The organism is Allofournierella massiliensis (assembly GCF_004345265.1).
Lineage (GTDB): Bacteria > Bacillota > Clostridia > Oscillospirales > Ruminococcaceae > Allofournierella > Allofournierella massiliensis.
This window is the reverse complement of the sequence record NZ_SLUM01000040.1, coordinates 1-24,406: the sequence shown is the minus strand read 5'-3', so window position 1 is coordinate 24,406 and position 24,406 is coordinate 1. Positions and strand designations below refer to the sequence as shown.

Here is a 24,406-nt window from a genome sequence, read left to right as displayed (position 1 = left end):
ACCAGCATTTTTATCCCCCCACACTATTATACCGCTTTCTTTTCCTCAATACGAGAAAAAGGCCACCTTTCGGTGACCTTTTTCGACAGGCTGAGCGCACAGCCCGCAGGCTGTGCGCTTTTGCTTTTTGAAACAGAACAGAGCTTACAGCAGCTCCAGCGCGGCGCGGATGCGCTTGACGGTCTCCTCGCGGCCCATCATGGCAGCCAGATCGGTGCCGCCGCCGGGGGTGCGCTGCTTGCCGGACAGGGCAATGCCCAGCGGGAACAGCAGCCAGCCGTTCTTCACGCCCATCTCTTCGGCCTTTGCCTTGCAGGCCTCGAAAATGGCATCCCGGTTCCAGTCGGCCAGATTCTCCAGCAGAGGCAGCAGAGCTTCCAGTGCCTGCTTTGCGGTTTCGGGATTGGTTTTCTGCTTTTTGTTGGTGTACAGGTCGGTGGTGTAGGGCACCACCGCATCAAAGAAGTTCAGCTGCTCGGGGATCTCGCCCAACACTTCGCAGCGGGGCTGCAGATTGGCGCACAGCAGATCCCGGTCGATGTCCACATGCACGGCCTGATCGATCCAGGGATCGGCCATTTCCCGGAATTTTTCCGCGGGCAGGCGGCGGATGTACTCCGCGTTGATGGCCCGCAGCTTCAGGGGATCGAAGATGGCCGGGCTCTTGCTGATGCCGGACTCATCAAAGATCTTGACCATCTCCTCCAGAGTGAAGATCTCCTCCTCACCCTTGGGGCTCCAGCCCAGCAGCAGGATATAGTTCAGAATGGCCTCGCTCAGGTAGCCCTTGGCCACCAGATCCTGATAGGAGGCGTCGCCGTTGCGCTTGGACAGCTTGTTCTGGGCGTCCTTCATCACGGGCGGGCAGTGGATGTAGGTGGGAACCTCCCAGCCGAAGGCCTGATACAGCAGGTTGTACTTGGGCGCGCTGGACAGGTACTCCGAGCCGCGGATCACATGGGTGATGCCCATCAGGTGGTCATCCACCACGTTGGCGAAATTGTAGGTGGGCATACCGTCGGTCTTGATCAGGATCTGATCCTCCAGCTCGGCATTGTTCACCTCGATGTGGCCGTAAACCACGTCGTCAAAGCTGGTCACGCCCTCCTTGGGCATCTTCTGGCGGATGACGTAGGGCACACCGGCAGCCAGCTTCTCGTCGATTTCGGCCTGGCTCAGGTTGCGGCAGTGGCCGTCGTAATGGCCCACCACGGCGCCGCCGGCCTTCTGCTCCTCCCGCATCTTTTCCAGACGCTCGGGGGTGCAGAAGCAGTAGTAAGCCTGACCGGCCTTCACCAGCTGCTCGGCGTATTCCTTGAACATGCCCATGCGCTCGCTCTGCACATAGGGGCCCACGGGGCCGCCCACATCGGGGCCCTCGTCCCACAAAAGGCCGGTCTGGCGCAGGGTGTTGTAGATAATATCCACCGCGCCTTCCACATAGCGTTCCTGGTCGGTGTCTTCAATACGCAGGATGAAGGTGCCATCCTTGCTTTTTGCCTTCAGATAGGCATACAGAGCGGTGCGCAGGTTGCCCACGTGCATATAGCCGGTGGGGCTGGGCGCAAAACGGGTGCGTACGGTATTGTTCGCCATGATCGCTTCTTCTCCTTTTATCTTCGACGTCCGGGCAGGCAGTTTCCCTTTTCCGGGCGACTGATTTCTCTTGTTTATTGTAAAGGCCGTGCATCGGCTTGTCAACCGGGGCGCAGAACTTCTTCGCTTTACAAGCCCTTGACCCTTTTATTATAATAGGAAAAGACCCGTTGGCATTTTCCATGCAAAAAGGAGCGTTTCCATGAATTTTCTTTCTTTGTCCTTCGCCGGGTTCGGCGTGCTGGTGTTTGCCGGTTGGTGGGGCCTGCCCGCCAAGGCCCGGCCCTGGCTGCTGGCGGCGGCGAACCTGGTCTTTGCCGGGCTGTTCGGGACCAGAGCCGTGATCTGCCTGCTCATTCTATGCCTGGTGGGGTATCTTTGCGGGCTGTGGGCCCAAAAGGGAAGCCGCGTGGCCATGTGGCTGGGCATCCTTCTCTGTCTTGTTCCGCTGGCCTCCTACAAATACCTGCCGCTGGCCTCCCCCGCTCTGTTCGAGAGTCTGGTGGCTCCGGTGGGCCTGAGCTTTTATGTGTTCAAGACCATCAGCTATCTGGCGGATGTGGCAAAGGGTCGCATCCCGGCCGAAAAATGCCCTTTGTGTTACTTCAACTATGTGGGCTTTTTCCCCCAGCTGGCCAGCGGCCCCATTCAGCGGGCGGGCAGCCTGCTGCCGCAGCTGAAGGCCCCTGCCGCAGCCTTCGACCGGGCGCTGGCCTACACCGGCTATGTGCGCTTTTGCTGGGGCATGTTTTTGAAAAAGTGCCTGGCCGATCAGCTGGCAGGCTATCAGGGCGCGCTGTACCAGCCGGACCATTATTACAGTCTGGGCATTGTCTGGTCGCTGCTGGCCTACACTCTGTACCTGTACTTTGACTTTGCCAGCTACTCCCAGATGTCCATCGGCGTGGCCAACCTGCTGGGAATACGGGTGGAGGAAAACTTCCTGAGCCCCTATTTCTCCCGGAGCATCGGCGAGTTCTGGCGACGCTGGCATGTGAGCCTTTCCAGCTTTCTGCGGGACTACATCTACATCCCCCTGGGCGGCAGCCGCAACGGCGTGCCGGTGCTGATTCTGGCCACCATGGTCACCTTCGTGGCCTCCGGCGCATGGCACGGCGCCACCGCCGGTTTTCTGGTATGGGGCGCGCTGCACGGCATTTATCTGCTGATCGGCAGAGCCACCAAAAAGGCCCGCTCCCGCTTCTGGGGTGCGCTGCATCAGAGCGAGAACAGCCCGCTGCGTTCGGTGGCGGGGTGCCTGTTTACCTTCCTTCTGGTGAACATCGGCTGGTTCTTCTTCATGACCGGCACCCTGCATCAGGCGCAGCTGGTAGCCCAGTATCTGTTCCAGCCCATTCCCTTCAGCCTGCAGTACCTGAAAGAAAGCTTCACCCAGCTGGGCTACACCACAACCACCATGCTTCGGCTGGGTCTGTTTGCCCTGCTGGCTGCCGGGATCGACTGGCTCTCCCGCAAGGAGGGCTTCGGGGCCTGGGCTGCACGGCAGAAGCCGGTGCTGCTGGTTGTGCTGTGCTATCTGTGCGTGTTTGCCAGCCTGTTCTTCGGCGCGGCAGGCACCCTGCAGAACGTCTATTTTGCATTTTAAGGAGGACCGGCAGATATGAAACGATTTTTGGCAGTTGTGGCGCTGTTTCTCGTGCCGGTGCTTCTGGTGTGTGGTGTGTTCGGGCTGGCGGTGTATTCCAGCGGCGAATGGCGCACCGAAGAAGAGGTTGCCCAGATGGTGCTGGACGGCCAACCCGCTTTTCTGGGCCTTGCCTACCGGGACAACACCCGCTATTACAAGCATCTGGTGGCCAGCGGCAAGGGCGCAGATCTGCTGGTGCTGGGCACCAGCCGCAGCATGCAGTTCCACAGCGAGTTCTTCACCACCGACAGCTTTTACAATGCAGGCGGCGGCAGCGGCTACATCAACGAGTTCCAGTATTTTCTGGAGAACCTGCCCGAGGACAGCCTGCCCGATACCCTGATCATGGTGATGGATCAGTATTTTTTCAACCAGGCCTGGGTGGGCACCGGCGGCATGCCGGAGGCCTTTGACTACGGCCACTATGAATTTTCCGCCAAGACCGCCCTTTCCGAGGCCATGCGCGGCTGGGCCGACGGCAAATACTCTCTGCTGGATGTGTTTGCCCCCCACCCCAATGTATACGGCATGGCGGCGGTGGGCCGGGGCAGCGGCTTCAACCCGGACGGCAGCTACTGTTACGGCCGGCTGCTGGATCACCCGGAAGAGGGCACCGACGTGGGCTTCCACGATACCTTTGACCGGATTCTGAAGGGGACCAACCGGTTTGAATACGGCGAGTATGTGTATCCCACCAGCACCGAGGTGGTGGAAAGCCTGCTGGCCTGGTGCAACGACAACGGGATTCAGGTGGTGCTGATCATCCCGCCCTACGCCCCAAGCGTCTATGAACGGATGGCGGAAAGCGGCAACTACGGCTATTTCGACTGGATTCCCAAAATCCTCACCGAGCTGTGCGAGCCCTATGGCTACGAGGTCTATGACTTCAGCTACATGCCCGATACCAGCGACGACGAATACATCGACGGTTACCACGGCGGCGACCGGGTCTATGCCCGGCTCACCCGCCAGCTGGCCGACCAGAGCACCATTCTGGAAGGCCTGATTGACACCGACTATCTGGACGCCGCCCTGGCCGACAGCGGCAACCCGCTGCGGCTGGCACAGTAAGGCTTGACAGCACACGGCCAGCGACTATAATACAAAGTATCAGTCACGGGCGCTTTGCGGCGCCCCGAAAGAAATGAGGCAGAAACAATGAGTGAAGAAATGCAGCGCAAGAAGCGCATCCTGTCCGGCATCCAGCCCACCGGTACCTTTACCCTGGGCAACTATGTGGGCGCAGTGCGCAACTGGGGCGCTTTGCAGGAGGAATTTGATTGCCTGTATATGGTGGCGAATCTGCACGCCATAACCGTGCGTCAGGATCCCGCGGCCCTGCGCCGTCAGACCCGGGAGGCTGCGGCCATGCTGCTGGCCACCGGCATTGATCCCGAAAAGAGCGTGCTGTTTGTGCAGAGCCATGTGCGCGCCCATGCGGAGCTTTCCTGGATTCTGGCCTGCAACACCCAGTTCGGCGAGCTGGGCCGCATGACCCAGTTCAAGGACAAGAGCGCCAAGCACGCCGACAACGTGAACGCCGGCCTGTTCACCTATCCGGTACTGATGGCGGCGGACATTCTGGTATACAATGCGGATCTGGTGCCCGTGGGCGTGGATCAGAAGCAGCATCTGGAGCTGGCCCGTAATGTTGCCCAGCGCTTCAACAACCAGTACAGCCCCACCTTCATCCTGCCCGAGCCCTACATCGCCAAGACCGGCGCCAAGATCATGAGCCTGCAGGAGCCGGAAAAGAAGATGAGCAAGTCCGACACCAACGCCAACAGCTTCATCCTGATGACCGACGACGCAGACACCATTCTGCGCAAGTTCAAGCGCGCCGTGACCGACAGCGAGGGTACCGTGCGTGCCAGCGAGGACAAGCCCGGTGTAACCAACCTGATGAGCATTTACAGCGTGCTCACCGGCAAGGACTTTGCCGCCATCGAGAAGGAGTTCGAGGGCCAGGGTTACGGCGTGTTCAAGGAGGCCGTGGCCGGCAGCGTGATCGATGCCTTCCGCCCCATCCAGGAGGAATACGCCCGCATTCTGGCGGACAAGACCTATCTGGACGGCGTTCTGGCCGAGGGCGCCGAAAAGGCCAGCCGCATGGCGGATCGGATGGTCAGCAAGGTTTACAAAAAAGTGGGCATGCTGCAGCTGTGATGCAGCGCCCTTCGGCAGCCCGCTGCCGCCCGTTTGCTTTTGCAGCGGGCGGGGCGGGCCCTTTTTTTGCACCTGAACACCGTATTTCGCCCTGAAAAAAATGTATTTCCAATTATTTACCATATATTGACATTTTTTCCATGGTGGTTTATAATGGAGCAAACGGACGGGCATTCCCTTCCCATCCGTTTTTATGACCGGCTTTTTTCCCAAAACCCAATTCCAGACAAAAAGGAGAGATCGTATTATGAAATCCACTGGCATGGTCCGAAAGATCGATAATCTGGGCCGTATTGTGCTGCCCATTGAGCTGCGCCGCGTGCTGGAGATCGACCAGGATTCCTCTTTGCAGATCTTCGTGGAAGGCGACGAGATCATTCTGAAAAAGTATCAGCCTGCCTGCGTATTCTGCGGTGAGGCCAAAGGCGTGATGCAGTTCCACGGCCGTAACATCTGCGCCGAGTGCCGCAAGGCCATCGGTCAGCTGTGAACCGGAGCAACTGCTGTTTGCAGCAAAATAAAAAGACCGGAACCCTGGTGGTTCCGGTCTTTTCTTTTGGATTATTTCTGCTTGTCGATGCGCTTTTCGCTGTTTTTGATCAGCATCATCAGGCTGCCGGAATACAGGCGGTAATCCTGCTCCAGGCTCTGGCTGGTCATGGCAAAGCAGCTGGTATCCTTCATGGGGGCGCTGCTGCCCACCTCTTCGCCGGCCAGAATGGCAGCCACATTGGCTTCGGCAGTGTCCATGGCAGCGGAGGAATATCCGCTCCACCGGCCGTTGCTCACACTGAACAGGCTGCTGGCATTTTTGGCATTGGAGGAATAGAGCAGGCGGAACATCTTATAAACCGCCACGCTCAGATAGCCGCTCACCTCGCTGATCAGATCGCTGTTCTGGCTGGCGCCCAGCTTGTCGTACAGGATATTCAGGCTGTTGGAGATCAGCTTTTTGTTCATGGTGGGCAGGGTGCTGCCGCGATAGATGCTGTCCCGCGCAGAATCCGGGTTGGGAATATCCTCCACCCGCAGGGTCAGGCCGTTGCGGTCCGGGCTGCGGCCCAGCAGATAATCGCAGGACACATCATAATACTCCGCCACGCGCACCACAAAATCCAGGCCGCATTCGCGAATGCCCTTCTCATAGTGGGACAGCAGCGCCTGGGATACACCCAGATCCGCAGCCGCCTGCTTCTGGGTGATGCCCCGCTCTTTGCGCAGCAGGGTAATGATCCGGTTAAATTCAGTCGTCATGCACTCTCTACCTCTTCGTTCCGCAAGTCCGTCCTGTCCGCATCGGGCACAGGCCACCCGCGGAGACAATTACGTATCGTAAATTATAAAACAACCAAAACGCTTTGTAAATACAAATTTCGCCAATTTTCTTTTTGTTTTTTCGTAGGTTTTGCCTAAATATTGACTTTGGCACCTAGATGTATGATAATAAGCAGGAATTCTTTTCTAAATATTGTGTTTCAAGAATTTTCCATTTAGTATTATGTTACCATTTTGTAATCTATTGATCTGTTTTCAGGAGGGATTTTTTTGAAAACCTTTACCCTGCACCTGATCCGCCACGGGCTGACCCGGGGCAATCTGGACGGGCTGTATGTGGGCGGCGGCACCGACCTGCCCCTGTGCGACGAAGGCCGCGCCCAGCTGGAGGAGCTGCGCAGCCGCTTTGAATATCCCCAGCCTTCGCTGGTGTTCACCTCGCCCCTGCTGCGAGCCACCCAGACCGCGGACATTCTTTTCCCCACCGCCCGAAAGCTGGCCATCGACCAGCTGCGGGAGGCCGGCTTCGGCGTATTTGAGGGCCGCAAGGTGAATGAACTGGTGCACGAACCGGAGTTCGCCCGCTGGATGGACCCCACCTCCGGCTTTACGCCCCAGGGCGCGGAGCCCACGGCCCAGTTCCACCAGCGCTGCGGCGAAACTCTGATGAAGCTGTTCGAATACCTGATCCGCTCCGGCACCGAGGAGGCCGCCTGCGTGACTCATGGCGGCGTGATCATGAGCATGCTGGCCCAGAAGGCCCTGCCCCGGCACAAGCCCGAGGACTGGATGGCCGACCCCGGCGCGGGTTACACCCTGCGCACCGACGCGGCTCTCTGGATGCGGGATGGTATCGTGGAAGCAGTGGACATTGTACCCTTCGGCTATCTGGATGACGAAGCCTGATTTTCCCAACCGCAATTGTAAAAGCAGCCCCGGAGCTTTGTTCCGGGGCTGCTTTTGGGTTTTGCTTTCTTTTTTACATCACGCCCAGCGCAAACAGCGCCGCCAGCATGCCTGCCACGCCCAGCAGGATGGACAGGGAATTGATAAAGCTGGCAAGGCCGCCGTCGCCGCCGCACTGCTCGGTGAAGGCAGGAGCGATCACCGAGATGGGCGCAAAGACCAGCACGGCCAGTCCCCGGCGCATTTCCAGCGAAAAGGGAGCCAATGCAAGGATCCCCGCCGCAAGAATCAGCGCCACAGCCAGACGGATGCACAGCACCTTCCCCGCGCTCCAGATATATTCCGGCTTTGCCTCGACCCGGAACATGGCTCCGATCATGAGCATGGCCAGAAAAGGATTTGCCACGGAAATCGGGTTGGTAAAATCCAGCAGGCCCTGCGGCACCGTAATTCGCAGCATCACCAGCGCCAGCATGGTAAGATAGGTGACAAACGGCACCGAAGTGATCAGCTTTTTGCCCACGCTTTTCAGGTCCGGCCTTTCCCCGCCGCATACCACCGAGACCAGTGCATAGCTGCCGCCGGTGCACATGATGGAATTGCCCACATCAAACAGGCAGGCTGCCATCACCGCCTGTGCCCCCAGAAAGCTCTGAAGAAACGGCAGCGCGAACGCGCCAATGTTCCAGCTGGGCAGGTTGAGCATATATAGCGCCCGCTCGCCTGCCGAACGTCCCCGGCTCAGCAGCAAGCCCAGGCCGATCATCCCCCAGCTCACTGCCAGAGCCAGCAACGGAATCAAAAGCAGCTTCGGCTGCCAGTCCATATTGGCGGTGCTGCTGATCACCGCAGCGGGCAGGGTGATTTTGAGCACAATGCTGCTGATTATTTTATGATCCTTTTCTCCGAAAATTCCGAGGCTGCGAAACGCAACCCCCAGCAGAATGATAAACAGAAACGAAACAGATTTTACGAAAACGGTCCCCATGGACCCAATCCCCCCTTTTTTATCGCAACCATTTTTTTATACCGCTGCCCCAAAATTTGCACCATGGAAAAACCGCACAAACCTCTTCCACAGCCGGGGCATTCCTCTCATCCTGCCGGACAATCAAAACCACCGGCTTAGCCGGTGGTTTGAGTAAGCCCTATAAGGGCATTATACTAGCAAAGCCCCTTAAGGGGCCACGAAAAATTCTGCCATCTGCATTTCTTGCCCTACGGCTCGTAAACGAGCAAAATCCCAAAACCATATTTTCTCTCTATATGGTAGGCAATTAGTTTGTCATCTCGCTTCGCTCGCAAACTAAATGCTAAAGCAAGTAATTCGCACCAGCGTAGCTGGTGGTTGCTTTACACTCAACACAAAAAAGAGCATCTGCATGTTCTGCAGATGCTCTTTTTGCTTTTTTCGCCTGCACGGCCCATCCGGCAAAAATGCGCCTGGCGCTTGATCAGCCCTGCGGCTGCGAGGCCGGAACGCTTTCTGTCACCGGCTGGGAAGCAGGAACGCTTTCCGCCACCGGCTGGGATTCCGGCACAGGAGCCTCGGTGGGTACCGGCTCCGGTGTGGGCTCCGGCGTAGGCTCCGGGCTGGGCGTGGGCACAGCGGTGGGCAGTGGTGCGGGAGCGGAAGGCAACGCCTGCTCCGCGCCCGAGGCATCCAGCAGCTTCAGGCTCTGGCCCGCAAAGCCGCCATAAATGCCCAGATAGGTGCGGCCGGGCTGCACATTCAGCATGCTGCCATTCTGGTCATACAGCTTCAGCGGGGCCATGGCGTCGCCCTTTTCCCAACGAATGGTCTGTACCCCGCCGCCGCTCAGATACAGCCCTTCGCCGCCGCTCAGATCGTACTGGCGGGTCACACCGTTGTCCTTCATGCCGCTGGAAGCCATGAGCAGGATCACATTGGAGAAGCGAACCTCACTGTCCTCCGGGCGGTTGGCGTCAGTCTGGGGGGTATCGCCTTCCCGCAGATAGTAGCGCTGATCATCCGGGTTGTAGACCAGACGGGCAGTGCGCTCGCTGCCGTAGGTAATGGCCAGCTCATAGCCCTGGCTGTTCTGGGGAACGCTGCCCTCGGCAAACTGGAAGAAGCTGTTTGGTTTTCCCTCGCTGCTCTGACCATACAGCCCCAGCGCGCCGGGTACCAGACTGCTGGTGGTGTACCAGCTGTACTGCTCCAGATAGAGTTTTGCACGCTCGGTATCCAGATCAAAGGCACTGGTTCCGGTGTAGATGCCGTCCAGCGGCTGGTATCCGTAATAGTTCACCAGATTGGAGGTGTAGGCATCGCTGCCCACATACATGGGAATGGCCTGCAGAGGCATGACCATCTGCAAAAACAGGTCCCGCCCCTGGCCCACCGGGCCCACCTTCTGCAGCGCATCCACGCCGTCGTACACGGCCATCAGCCAGCTGCCCTGCCCTTCGGTGTTTGCCTCGATCAGCAGTTCGGTATCGCCGATGCCCCACTGGGGCCAGGCCGCCTTGTCGTTGTAGAGCATCACAGCCACCGGGCGCTGGCCGTAATACTCGGTCTCACGACCGGTGAGCGCACTGATGCCCTCGGCAGGCATGGGCATATCGTTTTCCGCCTGCGGCAGCTCCGGCACCTGCTGCTCCGCCTGCGAAGAGGCCGCCTGGCTGGACGCAGAGGCCTGTGCCTGGGAGGAATCCGCCCCTTTGCCGCAGCCGGCCAGCAGCGCCAGGCTCAGTGCCAGCGCCGCCGCTTTGTAAAATACTCTCATCTGTGTGTTTCCCCTTCCCCTTATGTTGTGCTTTGCTGGAGTGTAAAACAGGGCCTGTCCATTTTTGGCAGACAGGCCCTGGATCAAACTATGATCAATCCTCGTTTTCCACGAAGGTTTCGCTGGTGGGTGCTTCCTGAGTGTCCTGCGCGGTGGCCAGAGGCTCCCACTTGAAGCTCTCGGCCTCGTCGATATCCACCACGGTCACATAGCTCTTGCCACAGTTGATTTCGAAGGGCTCCTGGGTATCGAAGGTTACCAGACGCAGAGTGTCCAGCGGGGTACCCTTCTCCCAGCGGATCTTCTCGATCTTGCCGCCGTAGCAGTAGTAACCAACGCCGCCCCAGCTGTACTCGGCATACTGCAGATCCTTGGCTTCGTGGCCGGGATAGGTGTGGATATCGGTGAACAGCACGATCACATTGTCGAACATCAGCTGCTGATCGTTGTTTTCATCGATGGTATCCCGGTAGCTGCCCAGACTGGAGTAATACTGAGCCATCTTGTACTGACCAAGAGAGGCGTCGTAGTCGAACTGGGTACGGTAGCTCTGGGAGTGGCGGATGGTCACACGCTCGGCGTTGTTATCGCCCTCCACAAAATTGCCTGCGGGAATCACGGCCGGGTCACGGTAATCCACAAAATCAAAGAAGGTGGAATTGTAGCTGCGGCGGTCGTCGATGTTCTGGCTTTCAATGTACTCAGCGATCTTTTCGCCGTTGGTGTAGGCAGTGTGCTCGGTGGCCACGGTGTTGCCCGCCCAGTTCAAACGGTTTTTATCCCGATAGATCAGACCGGCAGCAGTGTTGCCCTCCAGATCCCACTCCTCATAGCTGTAGTCCTCGATGTACTGGCGCTGCACCACACTCTGGCCCACATGTACATACAGCGGCTGCCAGGGCAGAACCAGACGGAAGAACTGGTCGCGGGCGGAACGGATGGGACCGATCTCGGGAATATCGTTATAGTCGGTGAACACCGCCATAAAGCGGGTAATTCCGCCTTCTACCTTGATCTCGAACAGGATATCCGCCGCGGAAAGGCCGCGCTGGGGCCGGCATGCCTGAATATTATTCACCATAACGGCGGTGATGCGCTCGCCTTCCGGATAGTCAATGTCCTTTTCGTAGCCGGTCAGAACCTGGGCCTCATAGGGCTCCGGCGTGGGTTCCGGCGTAGCCGCGGGGCTGGATGCTCCCTGCCCGCCTTCGCCACTGGTGGTCTCACCCTTGCCGCCGCAGGCGGTGAATACGCTGGCCGCCATGAGTACAGCCAATACGACACTCATCAATCGCTTCATGTGATTCTCTCCATTTGTCTGTGTATTTTTTGCACAGGCCGCAGCCGGGGCGCACCCATGCGGAAAGCCCTTTTCTCGCGCCGGGGGCGCTGCACCCCCGTTTTTCCCATTTTACTCCCACTCAGAATCGTTGTAAAGCAAACGGGAATTTTTACGCACTTTCGCCAAAATCCCAGGAAAAAGTTTGTGAATCAAATCCATTGAAAGTTTTTCCCAGGCTTCAGCGTGGAGATCAAAGCGGAATCCCCACGCCCCAACCGCTCGTTCTTGAAACGATGGGCTATTCTTATCATACTCATTTTTTGGCCGTTTGTAAACACTTTGTAATTTTTGGCGGCACTTTCAGGGTCAAAAACAGCCTTAAGGCTTTCTCTGCTGTTTTTTTGAAAAAACCGCTTGACAAAGTGATGGCGGATTGATATAATAAACAAGCTGTAAACAGCGTGAATCATTAGCTCAGTCGGTAGAGCATCTGACTTTTAATCAGAGGGTCCGGAGTTCGAGTCTCCGATGGTTCACCAAAAAAATCCCGGACGCGAAAGCGCCCGGGATTTTTCCTTATTTACTCTTCATTCTTCACTTTTCACTTAACACTCCCCCGTTTTCCTTTCATTGAGGCCGGGGGAGTTTTTGTTTTGCCCGCGGTTTCAGCTCTCTTCGGTTTTGTGGTTCGCATCGTGCTTTTTGCGGGCGATCTCGGCAGTGATGATGCCCAGAGCCGCCAGTGCAAAGACCACACCCCAGATCACCGTTCCGGTCTGCCCTGCCACAGCCGGGGCCTGCGCCGCCTGCTGGGTTCCGGCAGCCAGCACGCCGGGAGCCGCGCCAAAGGCCAGCAGCAGCACACCCACCAGTGCGGCCAGCGTGCGCAGAGAGCCAATCATCCAGTCCAGTTGTTCTTTTTTCCGCATTTTCCATTTCCCCCTTGCTTTTATCCGGTTGCTTCTGGTTTCAGTTTAGACCCGTCCGGTTGGCAGGTCTATCGCTTTTGGGTGAAGGGGTTGTAAAGTTCCGGTCAAATTTTCCAGCCGGACAGCACACGCGCAAAAAGAGCCGCACCCGGTCGGGTGCGGCTCTTTTAAAGGTAAAATATTCCGTGCAAATGCTACGGATCAGCGCTCCTTGGTGGCGATCTCGGTGAGGATCTGGCCGATGAAGGCATCGGGGGTCATCACGCCGCCCTTCTCCTCCTTGCGGGCACGAACGGCAACCAGGCCCTCTTCCATCTCCTTGTCGCCCACAACCAGCATGTAGGGGATCTTCTTGAGCTGGGCCTCGCGGATCTTGTAGCCCATCTTCTCACTGCGGTAGTCGGTGTCCACACGGATGCCGGCAGCCTCCAGCTTCTCGTGCAGCTGGCGGGCGTAGGCGTGCTGACGCTCGGTGATGGGGATGATCTCCACCTGCGTGGGCATCAGCCAGGTGGGCAGAGCGCCGGCGTACTTCTCCAGCAGCAGGGCCAGAGTACGCTCGTAGCAGCCGATGGAGGTGCGGTGGATGATGTAGGGGGTGTGCTCCTGACCATCCTCACCCACATAGGTCATGCCGAACTTCTGAGCCAGCAGCATGTCGATCTGGATGGTAATCAGGGTATCTTCCTTGCCGAACACATTCTTGATCTGGATGTCCAGCTTGGGGCCGTAGAAGGCGGCCTCGTCGATGCCCACCTTGTAGTCCAGACCCAGATGATCCAGAATCTTCTTCATCAGGCCCTGGGCTTCCTCCCACTGCTCGGCGGTGCCCTCGTACTTATCCTTACGGTTGGGATCCCACTGGCTGAAGCGGTAGCTTACATCCTCGCCCAGGCCCAGGGTATCCAGCATTTCCTTGGCCAGCTCCAGGCAGCCGCGGAACTCCTCTTCCAGCTGGTCGGGACGCAGCACGATGTGACCCTCGCTGATGGTGAACTGGCGCACACGGATCAGGCCGTGCATCTCGCCGGAATCCTCATTGCGGAACAGGGTGGAAGTCTCGCCCAGACGCATGGGCAGATCACGGTAGCTGCGCTTGCGGTTCAGGTAAACCTGATACTGGAAGGGGCAGGTCATGGGACGCAGGGCGAAGCACTCCTTGGTCTCGTCGTGGGGGTCGCCCAGAATGAACATGCCGTCCAGATAGTGATCCCAGTGGCCGCTGATCTTGTACAGATCGCGCTTGGCCATCAGGGGGGTCTTGGTCAGCAGGTAGCCCCTCTTCTGCTCGGTGTCCTCCACCCAGCGCTGCAGCAGCTGGATGGCGCGGGCGCCGTTGGGCAGCATGACCGGCAGGCCCTGACCGATCACATCCACCGTGGTGAAGTACTCCAGCTCACGGCCGATCTTGTTGTGGTCCCGCTTGAGGGCCTCTTCCTGCTGCTTCAGGTACTCCTCCAGCTCGCTGGCCTTGGGGAAGGCGATGCCGTACATGCGACACAGGCTGTCGCGATTGGAGTCGCCGCGCCAGTAGGCGCTGGTGGCCTGGGTCAGCTTCACGGCCTTCACCGCGCCGGTGCTCATCAGGTGCGGGCCGGCGCACAGGTCCACGAAGTCGCCCTGCTGGTAAACGCTCAGCTCCCAGCCCTTCTCAGCGTACTCTTCCAGCAGCTCCAGCTTGTAGGGCTGGCCGGCGAAGATCTCGCGGCCCTCCTCCACGGTGATGATGCGCTTTTCCACCGGCAGATCCGCCTTGGCGATCTTCTTCATCTCGGCTTCAATGCCGGCGAACTGATCCGGCGTAAAGGGCTTCACACCGCCGATGTCGTAGTACCAGCCGCTCTCCAGAGCGGGGCCGATGCCGAAGTGGGCTTCGGGGTACAGATGCTGGATGGCCTGGGCCATCACATGGGCGGCGGTGTGCCAGAAGGCATGCTTGCCTTCCTCGTCCGCAAAGGTCAGGATCTCCAGCGCGCAGTCCTTGTCCAGCACGGTGCGCAGATCGCACACCTGACCGTCCACCTTGGCGGCACAGGCGCTCTTGTACAGGCCCATACCGATGCTCTTGGCAACCTCGGCAGCGGATACGCCCGCTTCGAATTCCTTGACGGTGCCCTTCAAATCAACTTTAATCATAACTGTTCGACCTCCCGTTTGATCGCTTCGCCCGAAAGGGGCGAAAAAAAAGAAAAATGCCCCATCCCGTAAAACAATAACGGGATGAAGCATCAAAAAGCTCCACGGTTCCACCCGAATTGCGCACTGTATGCGCCCACTCGTTTGGGCGATAACGGGCCCTTGCCGGCGGGGGTTCGCCCCCGCGCTCCGCGGTGGTAAGCTGTGGGGGCACTGCGCGCAGCCGCTCTCAGCACGCTCCCAAATGGGGAACGGCGGCCTTCTCTATCCGCGTTTTGCCCGCCCGCTCATGTCCGCATCTGCGCTTTTGCGGGATAGGTTCAGCCTTATCTTATACCTTCCCTTCCGGATTGTCAATATTTCTTGACAATTTGTGAACTCGTCATTAAAATAAAAGGTAAGTATATTAGATGATTTGCCGCAGGGTTCACCCTGCTTTTGTGAAATATAAGCAAAATGGTGTGAATATTTCCAAACGAACATTGGCAACATATTCTGTTGCTTTGCGATAACCAATTCAGCCCGCTTCCCCGCTTCTGCCGCACCGCCTGTGTGGCGGTATCGTTGTGCTGCGTGCCGTTCGTTTAAGGCCCCACAAACAGTCGGTCTGCCCCTGCACCATGGCGATCATCTCAGATACCAGTTTTATTTGAGGAGTTGAAAACATTGCCGTCCATTATCACATTGGTAGTGGTGGCAGTCGTTGCAATCGCCGTCGGTGTGGCCGCAGGCTTTTTTTTGGGCCAGAGCTACCGCCGCAAAACCGCTGAAGCAAAGATCGGCAGCGCCGAAGAAGAAGCAATGCGGATTGTGAACGACGCCATCAAAGCCGCAGAACAGAAACGCAAGGAAACCGTAATCGAGGCCAAGGACGAAGCCCTGCGCATGAAAACCGAGGCCGACAAGGAAATCAAGGAGCGCCGCAGCGAGCTGAGCCGCCAGGAGCGCCGCCTGGACCAGAAGGAGGAATCCCTGGACAAGAAGGTGGCCGCTCTGGAGCAGAAGGAAGAGGAGCAGCGCCGCCGCAGCGAGCTGGTGGAGGCGAAGCTGGACGAACTGGAACAGCTGAAACTGCGCCAGATGGAAAAGCTGGAAACCATTGCCGGCCTGACCCAGGAGGACGCCAAGCACCTGCTGCTGAACCGCCTGGATCAGGAGCTGACCCACGAAAAGGCCATGCGCATCAGCGCCTACGAGTCCAACCTGAAGGACGAGTGCGACACCATGGCCCGCGAGATGATCGGCCAGGCCATCGCCCGGTGTGCCGCTGACCATTCCAGCGAGACCACCGTAAGTGTGGTTCCTCTGCCCAACGACGAGATGAAGGGCCGCATCATCGGCCGCGAGGGCCGCAACATCCGCGCCCTGGAAACCGCCACCGGCGTGGACCTGATCATCGACGACACCCCCGAAGCCATCACCCTGTCCAGCTTCGACCAGGCACGCCGTGAGGTGGCCCGCATGACGCTGGAGCGCCTGATTGCCGACGGCCGCATCCACCCCGCCCGCATTGAGGAGACGGTGGAGAAGTGCCGCCGTGAGCTGGAGCTGTCCATGAAGCGGGAGGGCGAGCGTGCGGTGATGGAGGTGGGCATCCACGGCATCCATCCCGATATCGTGAAGCTGCTGGGCCGCTTGAAGTTCCGCACCAGCTTCGGCCAGAACGTGCTGAACCACTCTCTGGAGGTTTCCTATCTGTCCGGTCTGCTGGCCAGCGAGATGGGCGTGAACGTGACCCAGGCCCGCCGCGCGGGTCTGCTGCATGACATCGGCAAGGCTCTGGACCACGAGATCGAAGGCAGCCACATCCAGATCGGTGTGGAGATTGCCCGCAAGTACAAGGAGAACCCCGCCATTATTCACGCCATTGAGGCGCACCATGGCGATGTGGAGCCCAAGACTCCGCTGGCCTTCATCGTGATGGCCGCCGACGCCATCAGCGCCGCACGGCCCGGCGCCCGCCGCGAGAACCTGGAAAGCTACATCAAGCGGCTGGAGAATCTGGAAGAGATCAGCTGCAGCTTCGAGGGCGTGGAAAACGCCTTTGCCGTGCAGGCCGGCCGCGAGGTGCGCATCATGGTAAAGCCGGATGCCATCAGCGACGACCAGCTGATTCTGCTGGCCCGTTCCATCACCAAGAAGATCGAGGAAGAGCTGGATTACCCCGGCCAGATCAAGGTGAACGTGATCCGCGAAAGCCGCGCAGTGGAATACGCCAAGTAATCTTTCAACCATACAACGAGCCCCCGGTGGAAAAATCTCCACCGGGGGCTTTTTTGCCGCAAAAACAAACCGGCCCGCGGGGAGAAACGCTTCCCTGCGGGCCGGTTTTTGTTTTTGTTTGCGTTGGTTCTTCGAATCCGATCAGCCCTGGCAGCCCAGATCGTCCCAGTCACCGAAATCCTCGGCACTGGCAATGCGGGTGGGGTCCAGCTTTCCGTTCTCGTCCAGAGGTTTTTCCGCCGCGCCCAGGGTCACCGGGTTGGGGTTGGGGCCCCGATCCGGCCGCTGGGGATAGGCCGTGGCTTCCGGCTGCGGCTCCGGTTCAGGCTCAGCCTGGCCGGCTCCGGTCTGCTCCGGTTCGGTGGGCACTTCCACATACTCACCTTCAATGTGGGCACTCTTGTTGTAATCGTTCAGCAGCTTATAGGCCACAGCGCCCGCCGCAATGCCCAGAATAATGGAGATCATTCGCTTGAAAAATCCCATGGGTACTCCCTCCTTTTTGAGTAGTATACCACAGGGCCCGCTCCGGTGCAAACCCGGGAGCGGGCCCTGTCTGTTTCAATTTATGATGCCGTACCGATCAGCTGAAGGTGACCACGTCGTCCTTCAGGGGCTGGGCGGCTTCCACCGAAAGGGCGGTGAGCACCGGGCCCTTGCCGCCGAACAGGGGGTGGAACTGCACCCGCACCTTGGCGGTGATCTTGATCCAGCTGCGCTGAGCCAGCTTTTTCGCATCGTCATACTTGCAGGGGAAGCCCACAAACTGGATATCCTGCACGCAGCAGGTCATGGCGAAGCGGCCGGGCACAAACTGGTTCTGCCCCACCCGGGGGGTCTGGCAGACCTGGGCGGTGAAGCGCACGGTTTTGCCCGCGTACTTCTCCGGATCCTCGCTGGCATCCAGATACCATACGCCGAAGTCCTCGTCGCCGATTTCGATCACATCCGCGTTGATGTCGAAGGGCAGCTCGTCCGGCAGCTGGTCGTAAGCCACGCTGCCATCGGCGTATTCGTAGGCGATATCGCACCGGCGGCTGGCCTGGCGCACCGCCTTGTGCACGAACTCCTGATCCTCAGCGGTCAGGCCGTCGGCCCGGTTCACCACCAGCAGTTCGCACTGGGCGAATTTATCCAGGAACAGCTGGCGCATGTTGTCGAAGTACATGCGGAAGGTGTTCGCGTCGGCGGTGCCGATGGTCTGGTAGATGACCCAGTTCTCCGGCATGGCTTCGTACAGATCCTGCACCATCCACATGCCGTTGTATTCGAGCACCACCCGGCCCGCGCCGGTCTTTTTCACCAGCTCGGCCAGATGGGTGGGATTCAGCTGCTCCTTGTCCTCAATGAGCTCCACGCTCACACCGCCGAAGGCAAATTTATCGGCGTCGTATTCGTCCTCGCCCTCCTCGCACACCAGCAGCAGAGTTTTGTCGCCGGAGTCAAACTGGGGATCCTCCATGGTCTCCTGCACAAAGCGGGTCTTGCCGCTTTCCAGAAAGCCCAGGAACAGGTATACCGGAATCTCTTTCACGTTACGTTTCCCTCCCTGCGGCTCAGGCCAGATGGAACAGCTGCTCCAGAGCAGCCTCGTCCAGCTTGGAACCGATCACGCACAGGCGGCCGGTCACATCCGCGGCGCCGCCGCGTACGTCCGCCTCACCGGGCACATGGTCGAAGTAGATCCAGCCGTTTGCACCGGGCAGAATGCCCTTGGCACGCAGTACCACACCGTACTTGCCGCTGTCCAGCTCTTCCAGAGCGGTGCGGATTTCCTCCTCGGTGAACACGCGGGCAGTCTCACGGCCCCAGCTGGTGAACACCTCGTCGGCGTCATGGTGGTGATGATGGTGGTGATGATGGTCGTGGTCATGGCCGCAGCCGCAGCTGCACTCGCCGTCGTGATCGTGATGATGATGCTCGTGGTCATGGTCGTGATCGCAGCCGCACTCGCCGTCATGATCGTGATGATGGTGCTCGTGGTCATGGTCGTGATCGCAGCCGCACTCGCCGTCGTGATCGTGATGGTGGTGCTCGTGGTCATGGTCATGGCCGCAGCCGCACTCCTCATCATGGTCGTGGTGATGGCCGCACTCGGGGCATACCTGGATCTCCTCCAGCAGCTCCTTCACGAAGTCCCGCTTGGACTCCATGGCATCCACAATCTGCTTGCCCTTCAGCTGGTTCCAGTCGGTGGTGACGATGGTGGCTTCCGGGTTCTTCTCCCGGATCATGGTCACGGCGCGGGCGATCTTGTCCTCACTGGCAGCGCCGGTACGGCTCAGAATGATGGCATTGGCATGGCTGATCTGGTCGTTGTAGAACTCACCGAAGTTCTTCATGTACAGCCGCACCTTGTTCACGTCCGCCACGGTCACAAAGCTGTTCAGCTGCACATCCCGCTCGGCGGCAATGCCCTGCACGGCCTTGGTCACGTCGCTCAGCTTGCCCACGCCGGAGGGCTCGATCAGGATGCGGTCCGGCTGGTACTGATCAATAACCTTCTTCAGAGCCTCCCGGAAGTCGCCCACCAGGCTGCAGCAGATGCAGCCGGAGTTCATCTCGGTGATCTCGATGCCGGCCTCCTTCAGAAAGCCGCCGTCGATGCCGATCTCGCCGAACTCATTCTCGATGAGCACCAGCTTCTGGCCCGCGTAGGCCTCGGCAATCAGCTTCTTGATGAGCGTGGTCTTGCCGGCGCCCAGAAAGCCGGAAAAAATATCAATCTTGGTCATGATGGTTCTTATCTCCTTTTATCTTGCGCAGAACCGCCCCGCCGGGGCGGTGATACGCCCCTGGAGCCGCCCGCTGGAAAACGGTCGTTCTGTTTCTTATTATACTATCTTTGTCAAGGTCATCGCGCGGGTTCCGGCCGTGTACTTTTTGCGAAATTTTGCGTTTTTCTGCCCCTCTCCCTTTTAAAAACTGCTTTAGCGTGTTAATATAAATTTAACACGATTTTGCACGGCGGGCCCTGAACGCGCCCGCTGTGGGAAAAGAGGTAGAACAGATTCCATGAAAACCACCAACGAAAAGATTGCCCAGCTGCGGGCTGCCATGCAGGCCGCCGGGGCAAATGCCTGCCTGATCCCTTCATCGGATCCCCACTCCAGTGAGTATCTGCCCGACCACTGGAAGGCCCGGGCCTATTTCTCCGGCTTCACCGGCAGTATGGGCACCCTTGTGGTAACCGATACCGCCAGCGCCCTCTGGGCGGACGGCCGGTATTTCATCCAGGCCGAGCGCCAGCTGGCCGGCAGTGAAATCCAGCTGCAGAAGATCGCCGTGGAGGGTACCCCCACTGTGACCGAGTACCTGACGGATGCTCTGGGCGAGGGCCAGATGCTGGCGCTGGACGGCATGGTTACCCCCACCGCAACCGTGCAGGGGCTGGAAAGGGCTCTGGCAAAGAAGGGCGCGAAGGTGCTGTCCGTCGATCTGGTCAGCTCCATCTGGGAGGACCGTCCCCCGGTTCCCTCCACCCCCGCCTGGCTTGTGGACGACGAGACCGCCGGTGCTTCTGCCGCGGAAAAGCTGGCCCGCCTGCGCCAAAAGCTGGCCGAGAACGGTGCTTCCGCCATGGTAGTAAGCCGGCTGGACAGTGTGGCCTGGCTGCTGAATCTGCGGGCCGCTGATCTGGACTGCACCCCCTTCGCTCTGGCCTACTGCTTCGTGACCGCCACCAGCGCCACCCTGTTCATCGACCAGAGCCGCCTGCCCGAGGAGGCCACCGCCGCGCTGCGGGCGCAGGGCGTGGGCGTGGATGCGTATGACCGGCTTCTGGGCACCCTGACCGGCTACCATCACAACCGGGTAATTCTGGTGGACGGTTCCACCAACTGGGCTATTTACAGCGCCCTGTGCCAGAACCCCAACTTCACGGTGCAGATGGGTGAGGATCCCATTCAGGCCATGAAGGGCGTGAAGAACGGCGCCGAGATCAAAAACCTGATGAACTGCCATGTGAAGGACGGCGTGGCCATGGTGCGTTTCCAGATCTGGCTGGAGCAGCAGCTGGCCGCAAACGCCGAGATCACCGAGGTGGATGTGGACCGCAAACTGATGGAGCTGCGTGCTGCGCAGCCCGGCAACCTGGGCGTGAGCTTCGACACCATTGCCGCCTACGGCGCCAACGCCGCCATGATGCACTACCACGCCACCCCGGACAACTGCACCAAACTGGAAAAGCGGGGCTTTTTGCTGGTGGACAGCGGCGGACAGTACAACGACGGCACCACCGACATCACCCGCACCTATGCGCTGGGTGAGCTGACCGAGAACGAGCGCACCTACTACACCTATGTTCTGAAGAGCCACATCGACATCGCCAAGCTCCAGTTCCTCTCCGGCTGCACCGGCGGCAATCTGGATGTGATGGCCCGGGCCGCGGTGTGGCAGCACGGCATCGACTACCGCTGCGGCACCGGCCACGGCGTGGGCTTCATCGGCGGCGTGCACGAAGGCCCCCAGAGCCTGCGGGTAACCAACCATGTGCCCTTCGAGCCCGGCATGACCATCACCGACGAGCCCGGCATCTACGAAGAGGGCGAGGTGGGCATCCGCATCGAGAACGAGCTGCTGTGTGTGGAGCGGGTGAAGAACCAGTACGGCCAGTTCCTTGGCTTCGAGTCCATGACCCGCTGCCCCATCGACCTGACCCCCGTTCGCCCCGAGCTGCTGGACGCGGACGAGAAGGCCTGGCTGAACGCCTTCCATGCCGAGACCTACCGGGATCTTGCTCCCCTGCTGACCGAGGCGGAGGCCGCATGGCTTGCCGAAAAGACCAAGCCTCTGGACTGATTGCTGCTTTTATCCCCCGGATTGTTCCGGGGGATTTTTGCCTTCAGCCGCCAAAATTTACAACTTTGCGCCCCCCTTCGATACAGTTTCGTTACATCGGGGCGGTATAATACGTCTAATAGAACAATCTTGCGAAGGAGGAACGAGACGATGGCCAATCCCCCCGAAGGCTGGAAATACCATTCCGGGGCGGGCCGCCGGCAGGCACCGGAACAGCCGGGCCGTCCGGTTCGCCGTGCTCCTGCAAAGCGCGCCGCCCCCCGTCGTTCCTCTCTGGAAACCCGGTATGCGCCCCAGGCCCAAAAACGGCAGGTGCGCCGGCCACAGCAGCAGCCAACACGGCGTGCGCCCTCCGGCCAGCCCGCGCCCCGGCAGGCGGCACCTGACCGCCGACGCCGCGGTTCCCTTCTGCCCTGGGGGCTGGCAGCACTGATCAGCTGCCTGATTCTGGGCTTCACCTTCGTCTGGTCCACACAGCATGCCCTGCCCGCCGGGGCGGACGCTTCCGGCGCACTGACCGAAGGGGAACCCGCCCCTGCGGTTCAGGATCTGGGCGAATGCGTATTCCGCTCCGGCGGCGATGCGCTGCCGCAGGAGGTGCAGGATACCCTGACCGAATGGTTCGTGCGCTGCTATAACGCCTCTGCCCGGCTGGAAGCCCCCCAGCTGGACGATCTGTACGGCCAAAGCGCCGACGCCCGGGAAGCCTGCCTGCTGGATGAGGCCAGCGTGGACTTCATCAGTCAGGTGCGGGCCATGCAGCCGGTGGATCTGACCATGACCGGCTTTACCATCGGCCTGACGGTGGAGGACTGCTCCTGGGAGGGCGAGAACATCACCGTGACCCTGCAGGAGGACGACCAGATCCAGTTTGCCTTTCTGGATGGCCGCACCAGCTCCAGCTGCGGCATTGAGAATACCTTCACCTTCTCTGCCGACGGAAAAATTCTGGCCCACGAAAAGACCGAGGACGGCTTCAATCTGGTACGGGATGTGTACAGTCGGCAGTCCTCCGGCGGAGAGAGCGGTGTTCAGAACACCCTGAGCCAGCTGACCGCCGCTGCCAAAGCGGATGTGGAGAAGCTTTCCAGCCAGCGTCAGCAGTATCTGGCAGACCCGGATGGCCAGAGCAGCGGCCTTTCCTGCGATATGGCTTACGACCGGCAGGCAGCGGTGGATTACGCCCGCCAGTGGGTGGGGCTGACCGCCATGACCCGCAATCCCCAGTGGGGCATCTACGACGACTACGGCGGAAACTGCAACAACTTCACCTCCCAGTGCCTGTACGCCGGGGGCATTCCCATGGACATCTATGGCTACGACACCCAGCAGTGGAAATGGTACAGCGACGTGCCCAACTCCTACGCCGAGGCCCGGGGCCGTTCCTCCAGCTGGAGCGGCGTGGATGAATTTTACACCTATGTGAAGGAAAACAGCGGCTACGGCCTTGTGGCCGAGGCGGACGCCAACCTCTACACCGCCCAGCCCGGCGATGTGCTCCAGTACGGAGCGGACGGCGAATGGAAGCACTCGGTGCTGGTGACCGAGGTAATCAGCGACACCAGCGGCCAGCCGGTGGATTTTCTCATCGCCTCCAACACCACCGACCGGATCGACTGGCCCATGAGCGCCTACGCCTATGCGGACGTGCGGCTGATTCATGTTCTGGGCTACAACAGCTGAAAAAGCGAGCCTGCCCCGGGAGCAATTCCCGGGCAGGCTCGCTTTTTTATGGATTGATTTCCGGTTCAGGCTTCGGCCACTGCCACCAGATATTTGTAGATCTGAAGCCGGTTTTCCTCATAAAGGCCCAGATCCTCGTAGAGTTTTTTATAGTAGGCAAACAGGCTGGCCTTGGTGGAAAGCATCTTCATAGTGTTACGCAGCCCCAGCTGGGTGGCAGTGATGCTCTGGGGATTCTTCACATAGTAATACACCGGCTGCTCCAGCGCATAGAAGCGGGAGGCATAGCGGATGTATTCCAGATTGAACAGCAGATCCTCGCTCCAGCCCAGCTCCACGTTGCACTGGATGTTATGGTTATGCACAATGTCCCGCCGGTAGAGCTTGTTCCACATCACACCGTAGTAAAAGCTGGCGGGCTCCTTCATCAGGCCACGCGCAAAGGTGGTCTTATCGTAAAAGCCGGCATCCAGAAAGCCGTACTGCTCAATGGTCTGGTAGCTGTCCTCCTCGTTTTTGGAAAAGAGGGGCTTGTGGGTTTCCACCCGGTAATAGGGGGCAATCACCAGATCGGCGGTGTTCTGCTCCGCCTTTTCCACCAGCAGGCGGGTGGCGTCCGGGGCAAGGTAATCGTCGCTGTCCACAAACTGCAGATATTTTCCGGTGGCCATCGAGATGGCCAGATTCCGGGTGGCGGACACACCGCTGTTGTCCTTATCAATGAGCAGGATGCGCTTGTCTGCCCGGGCGTACACATCCGCCACCTGCAGGCTCACATCGCTGCTGCCGTCGTTCACCAGAATAATCTCCAGATTCGGATAGCTCTGTCTGCGGATGCTTTCCACACAGCGGGCAATGTGCAGCTTTGCGTTATAAACCGGCACGATCACACTGACCAGCGGCTGCTCCATCCCTGATTCCTCCTATTACAATATATTTACGGTTTAAGGCACGGCAGCCAGCCGTGTCTTTTCCGTATCGTTGCCTAAGCTGTTAGAATGAGAGTGTCTTG

General features: G+C 59.2%; 20 protein-coding genes and 1 tRNA gene. 10 read left to right on the top strand and 11 right to left on the bottom strand.

What is annotated here, in order from left to right; genetic code table 11:
* Window positions 1-144 precede the first annotated feature (144 nt).
* Window positions 145-1,596 (bottom strand): glutamate--tRNA ligase, encoded by a 1,452-nt coding sequence (gene gltX / locus EDD77_RS16560; protein ID WP_058963177.1) that lies wholly within the window; start codon window positions 1,594-1,596, stop codon window positions 145-147.
* Between the two features lie 202 nt (window positions 1,597-1,798).
* On the opposite strand from gltX, the gene EDD77_RS16555 reads away from it, so the two are divergent.
* The 4 genes from EDD77_RS16555 to EDD77_RS16540 all read left to right on the top strand — a co-directional run bounded on the left by EDD77_RS16555 (window position 1,799) and on the right by EDD77_RS16540 (window position 5,900).
* Window positions 1,799-3,202 (top strand): MBOAT family O-acyltransferase, encoded by a 1,404-nt coding sequence (locus tag EDD77_RS16555; RefSeq protein WP_058963176.1) that lies wholly within the window; start codon window positions 1,799-1,801, stop codon window positions 3,200-3,202.
* A gap of 15 nt (window positions 3,203-3,217) precedes the next feature.
* Window positions 3,218-4,315, top strand: coding sequence for a hypothetical protein (locus tag EDD77_RS16550; RefSeq protein ID WP_058963175.1), 1,098 nt, complete (start codon window positions 3,218-3,220; stop codon window positions 4,313-4,315).
* 87 nt (window positions 4,316-4,402) lie between these two features.
* Entirely contained in the window at window positions 4,403-5,410 is a 1,008-nt protein-coding gene (gene trpS, locus EDD77_RS16545; protein ID WP_058963174.1) for a tryptophan--tRNA ligase, read from the top strand.
* A gap of 247 nt (window positions 5,411-5,657) precedes the next feature.
* Window positions 5,658-5,900, top strand: a complete 243-nt coding sequence (locus EDD77_RS16540; RefSeq protein ID WP_087180701.1) for an AbrB/MazE/SpoVT family DNA-binding domain-containing protein — start codon at window positions 5,658-5,660, stop codon at window positions 5,898-5,900.
* A 71-nt stretch (window positions 5,901-5,971) separates the two neighbouring features.
* Here the strand turns inward: EDD77_RS16540 and EDD77_RS16535 are convergent, their stop codons facing one another.
* Window positions 5,972-6,664 carry a helix-turn-helix domain-containing protein gene (locus EDD77_RS16535; protein ID WP_058963173.1) on the bottom strand — a complete coding sequence of 231 codons (693 nt, stop codon included), beginning with the start codon at window positions 6,662-6,664 and terminating at the stop codon, window positions 5,972-5,974.
* Window positions 6,665-6,955: 291 nt separating this feature from the next.
* Here EDD77_RS16535 and EDD77_RS16530 point away from each other — a divergent pair, with 291 nt between their 5' ends.
* Window positions 6,956-7,591, top strand: a complete 636-nt coding sequence (locus tag EDD77_RS16530; RefSeq protein ID WP_058963172.1) for a histidine phosphatase family protein — start codon at window positions 6,956-6,958, stop codon at window positions 7,589-7,591.
* 73 nt (window positions 7,592-7,664) lie between these two features.
* Here the strand turns inward: EDD77_RS16530 and EDD77_RS16525 are convergent, their stop codons facing one another.
* From EDD77_RS16525 to EDD77_RS16515, 3 genes are all read right to left on the bottom strand, one after another.
* Window positions 7,665-8,579: an AEC family transporter gene (locus EDD77_RS16525; RefSeq protein WP_058963171.1), complete on the bottom strand. Its 915-nt coding sequence runs from the start codon at window positions 8,577-8,579 to the stop codon at window positions 7,665-7,667.
* A 466-nt stretch (window positions 8,580-9,045) separates the two neighbouring features.
* A complete protein-coding gene (locus EDD77_RS16520) occupies window positions 9,046-10,341 on the bottom strand; it encodes a DUF3048 domain-containing protein (protein ID WP_058963170.1) in 1,296 nt (431 codons plus the stop codon).
* Between the two features lie 94 nt (window positions 10,342-10,435).
* A complete protein-coding gene (locus EDD77_RS16515) occupies window positions 10,436-11,641 on the bottom strand; it encodes a DUF3048 domain-containing protein (RefSeq protein ID WP_132587449.1) in 1,206 nt (401 codons plus the stop codon).
* 14 nt (window positions 11,642-11,655) lie between these two features.
* On the opposite strand from EDD77_RS16515, the gene EDD77_RS16510 reads away from it, so the two are divergent.
* Together EDD77_RS16510 and EDD77_RS16505 are read left to right on the top strand one after the other, a co-directional pair.
* Complete coding sequence (locus tag EDD77_RS16510; protein WP_132587448.1) at window positions 11,656-12,060, top strand: hypothetical protein; 405 nt, start codon at window positions 11,656-11,658, stop codon at window positions 12,058-12,060.
* Between the two features lie 26 nt (window positions 12,061-12,086).
* Window positions 12,087-12,162 (top strand) — tRNA-Lys (locus tag EDD77_RS16505).
* 126 nt (window positions 12,163-12,288) lie between these two features.
* On the opposite strand, the gene EDD77_RS16500 is transcribed toward EDD77_RS16505, so the two are convergent.
* Window positions 12,289-12,552, bottom strand: coding sequence for a hypothetical protein (locus EDD77_RS16500; protein WP_058963168.1), 264 nt, complete (start codon window positions 12,550-12,552; stop codon window positions 12,289-12,291).
* 201 nt (window positions 12,553-12,753) lie between these two features.
* Window positions 12,754-14,688, bottom strand: coding sequence for a threonine--tRNA ligase (gene thrS, locus EDD77_RS16495; RefSeq protein ID WP_058963167.1), 1,935 nt, complete (start codon window positions 14,686-14,688; stop codon window positions 12,754-12,756).
* A gap of 666 nt (window positions 14,689-15,354) precedes the next feature.
* Between thrS and rny the strand changes: the two genes are divergently transcribed.
* Window positions 15,355-16,911 (top strand): ribonuclease Y, encoded by a 1,557-nt coding sequence (gene rny, locus EDD77_RS16490; protein ID WP_132587447.1) that lies wholly within the window; start codon window positions 15,355-15,357, stop codon window positions 16,909-16,911.
* 141 nt (window positions 16,912-17,052) lie between these two features.
* Here the strand turns inward: rny and EDD77_RS16485 are convergent, their stop codons facing one another.
* The 3 genes from EDD77_RS16485 to EDD77_RS16475 form a co-directional block, all read right to left on the bottom strand.
* Complete coding sequence (locus EDD77_RS16485; RefSeq protein ID WP_058963166.1) at window positions 17,053-17,397, bottom strand: hypothetical protein; 345 nt, start codon at window positions 17,395-17,397, stop codon at window positions 17,053-17,055.
* Between the two features lie 97 nt (window positions 17,398-17,494).
* Window positions 17,495-18,445 (bottom strand): TIGR03943 family putative permease subunit, encoded by a 951-nt coding sequence (locus EDD77_RS16480; RefSeq protein ID WP_058963165.1) that lies wholly within the window; start codon window positions 18,443-18,445, stop codon window positions 17,495-17,497.
* 22 nt (window positions 18,446-18,467) lie between these two features.
* Window positions 18,468-19,646 (bottom strand): CobW family GTP-binding protein, encoded by a 1,179-nt coding sequence (locus tag EDD77_RS16475; protein WP_058963164.1) that lies wholly within the window; start codon window positions 19,644-19,646, stop codon window positions 18,468-18,470.
* A 280-nt stretch (window positions 19,647-19,926) separates the two neighbouring features.
* On the opposite strand from EDD77_RS16475, the gene EDD77_RS16470 reads away from it, so the two are divergent.
* A complete protein-coding gene (locus EDD77_RS16470) occupies window positions 19,927-21,711 on the top strand; it encodes an aminopeptidase P family protein (RefSeq protein WP_077138483.1) in 1,785 nt (594 codons plus the stop codon).
* Between the two features lie 150 nt (window positions 21,712-21,861).
* Window positions 21,862-23,394, top strand: coding sequence for an amidase domain-containing protein (locus EDD77_RS16465; protein WP_058963162.1), 1,533 nt, complete (start codon window positions 21,862-21,864; stop codon window positions 23,392-23,394).
* Between the two features lie 65 nt (window positions 23,395-23,459).
* Here EDD77_RS16465 and EDD77_RS16460 read toward each other — a convergent pair whose 3' ends face one another.
* Window positions 23,460-24,305, bottom strand: a complete 846-nt coding sequence (locus EDD77_RS16460) for a glycosyltransferase family 2 protein (protein WP_058963161.1) — start codon at window positions 24,303-24,305, stop codon at window positions 23,460-23,462.
* Window positions 24,306-24,406 lie beyond the last annotated feature (101 nt).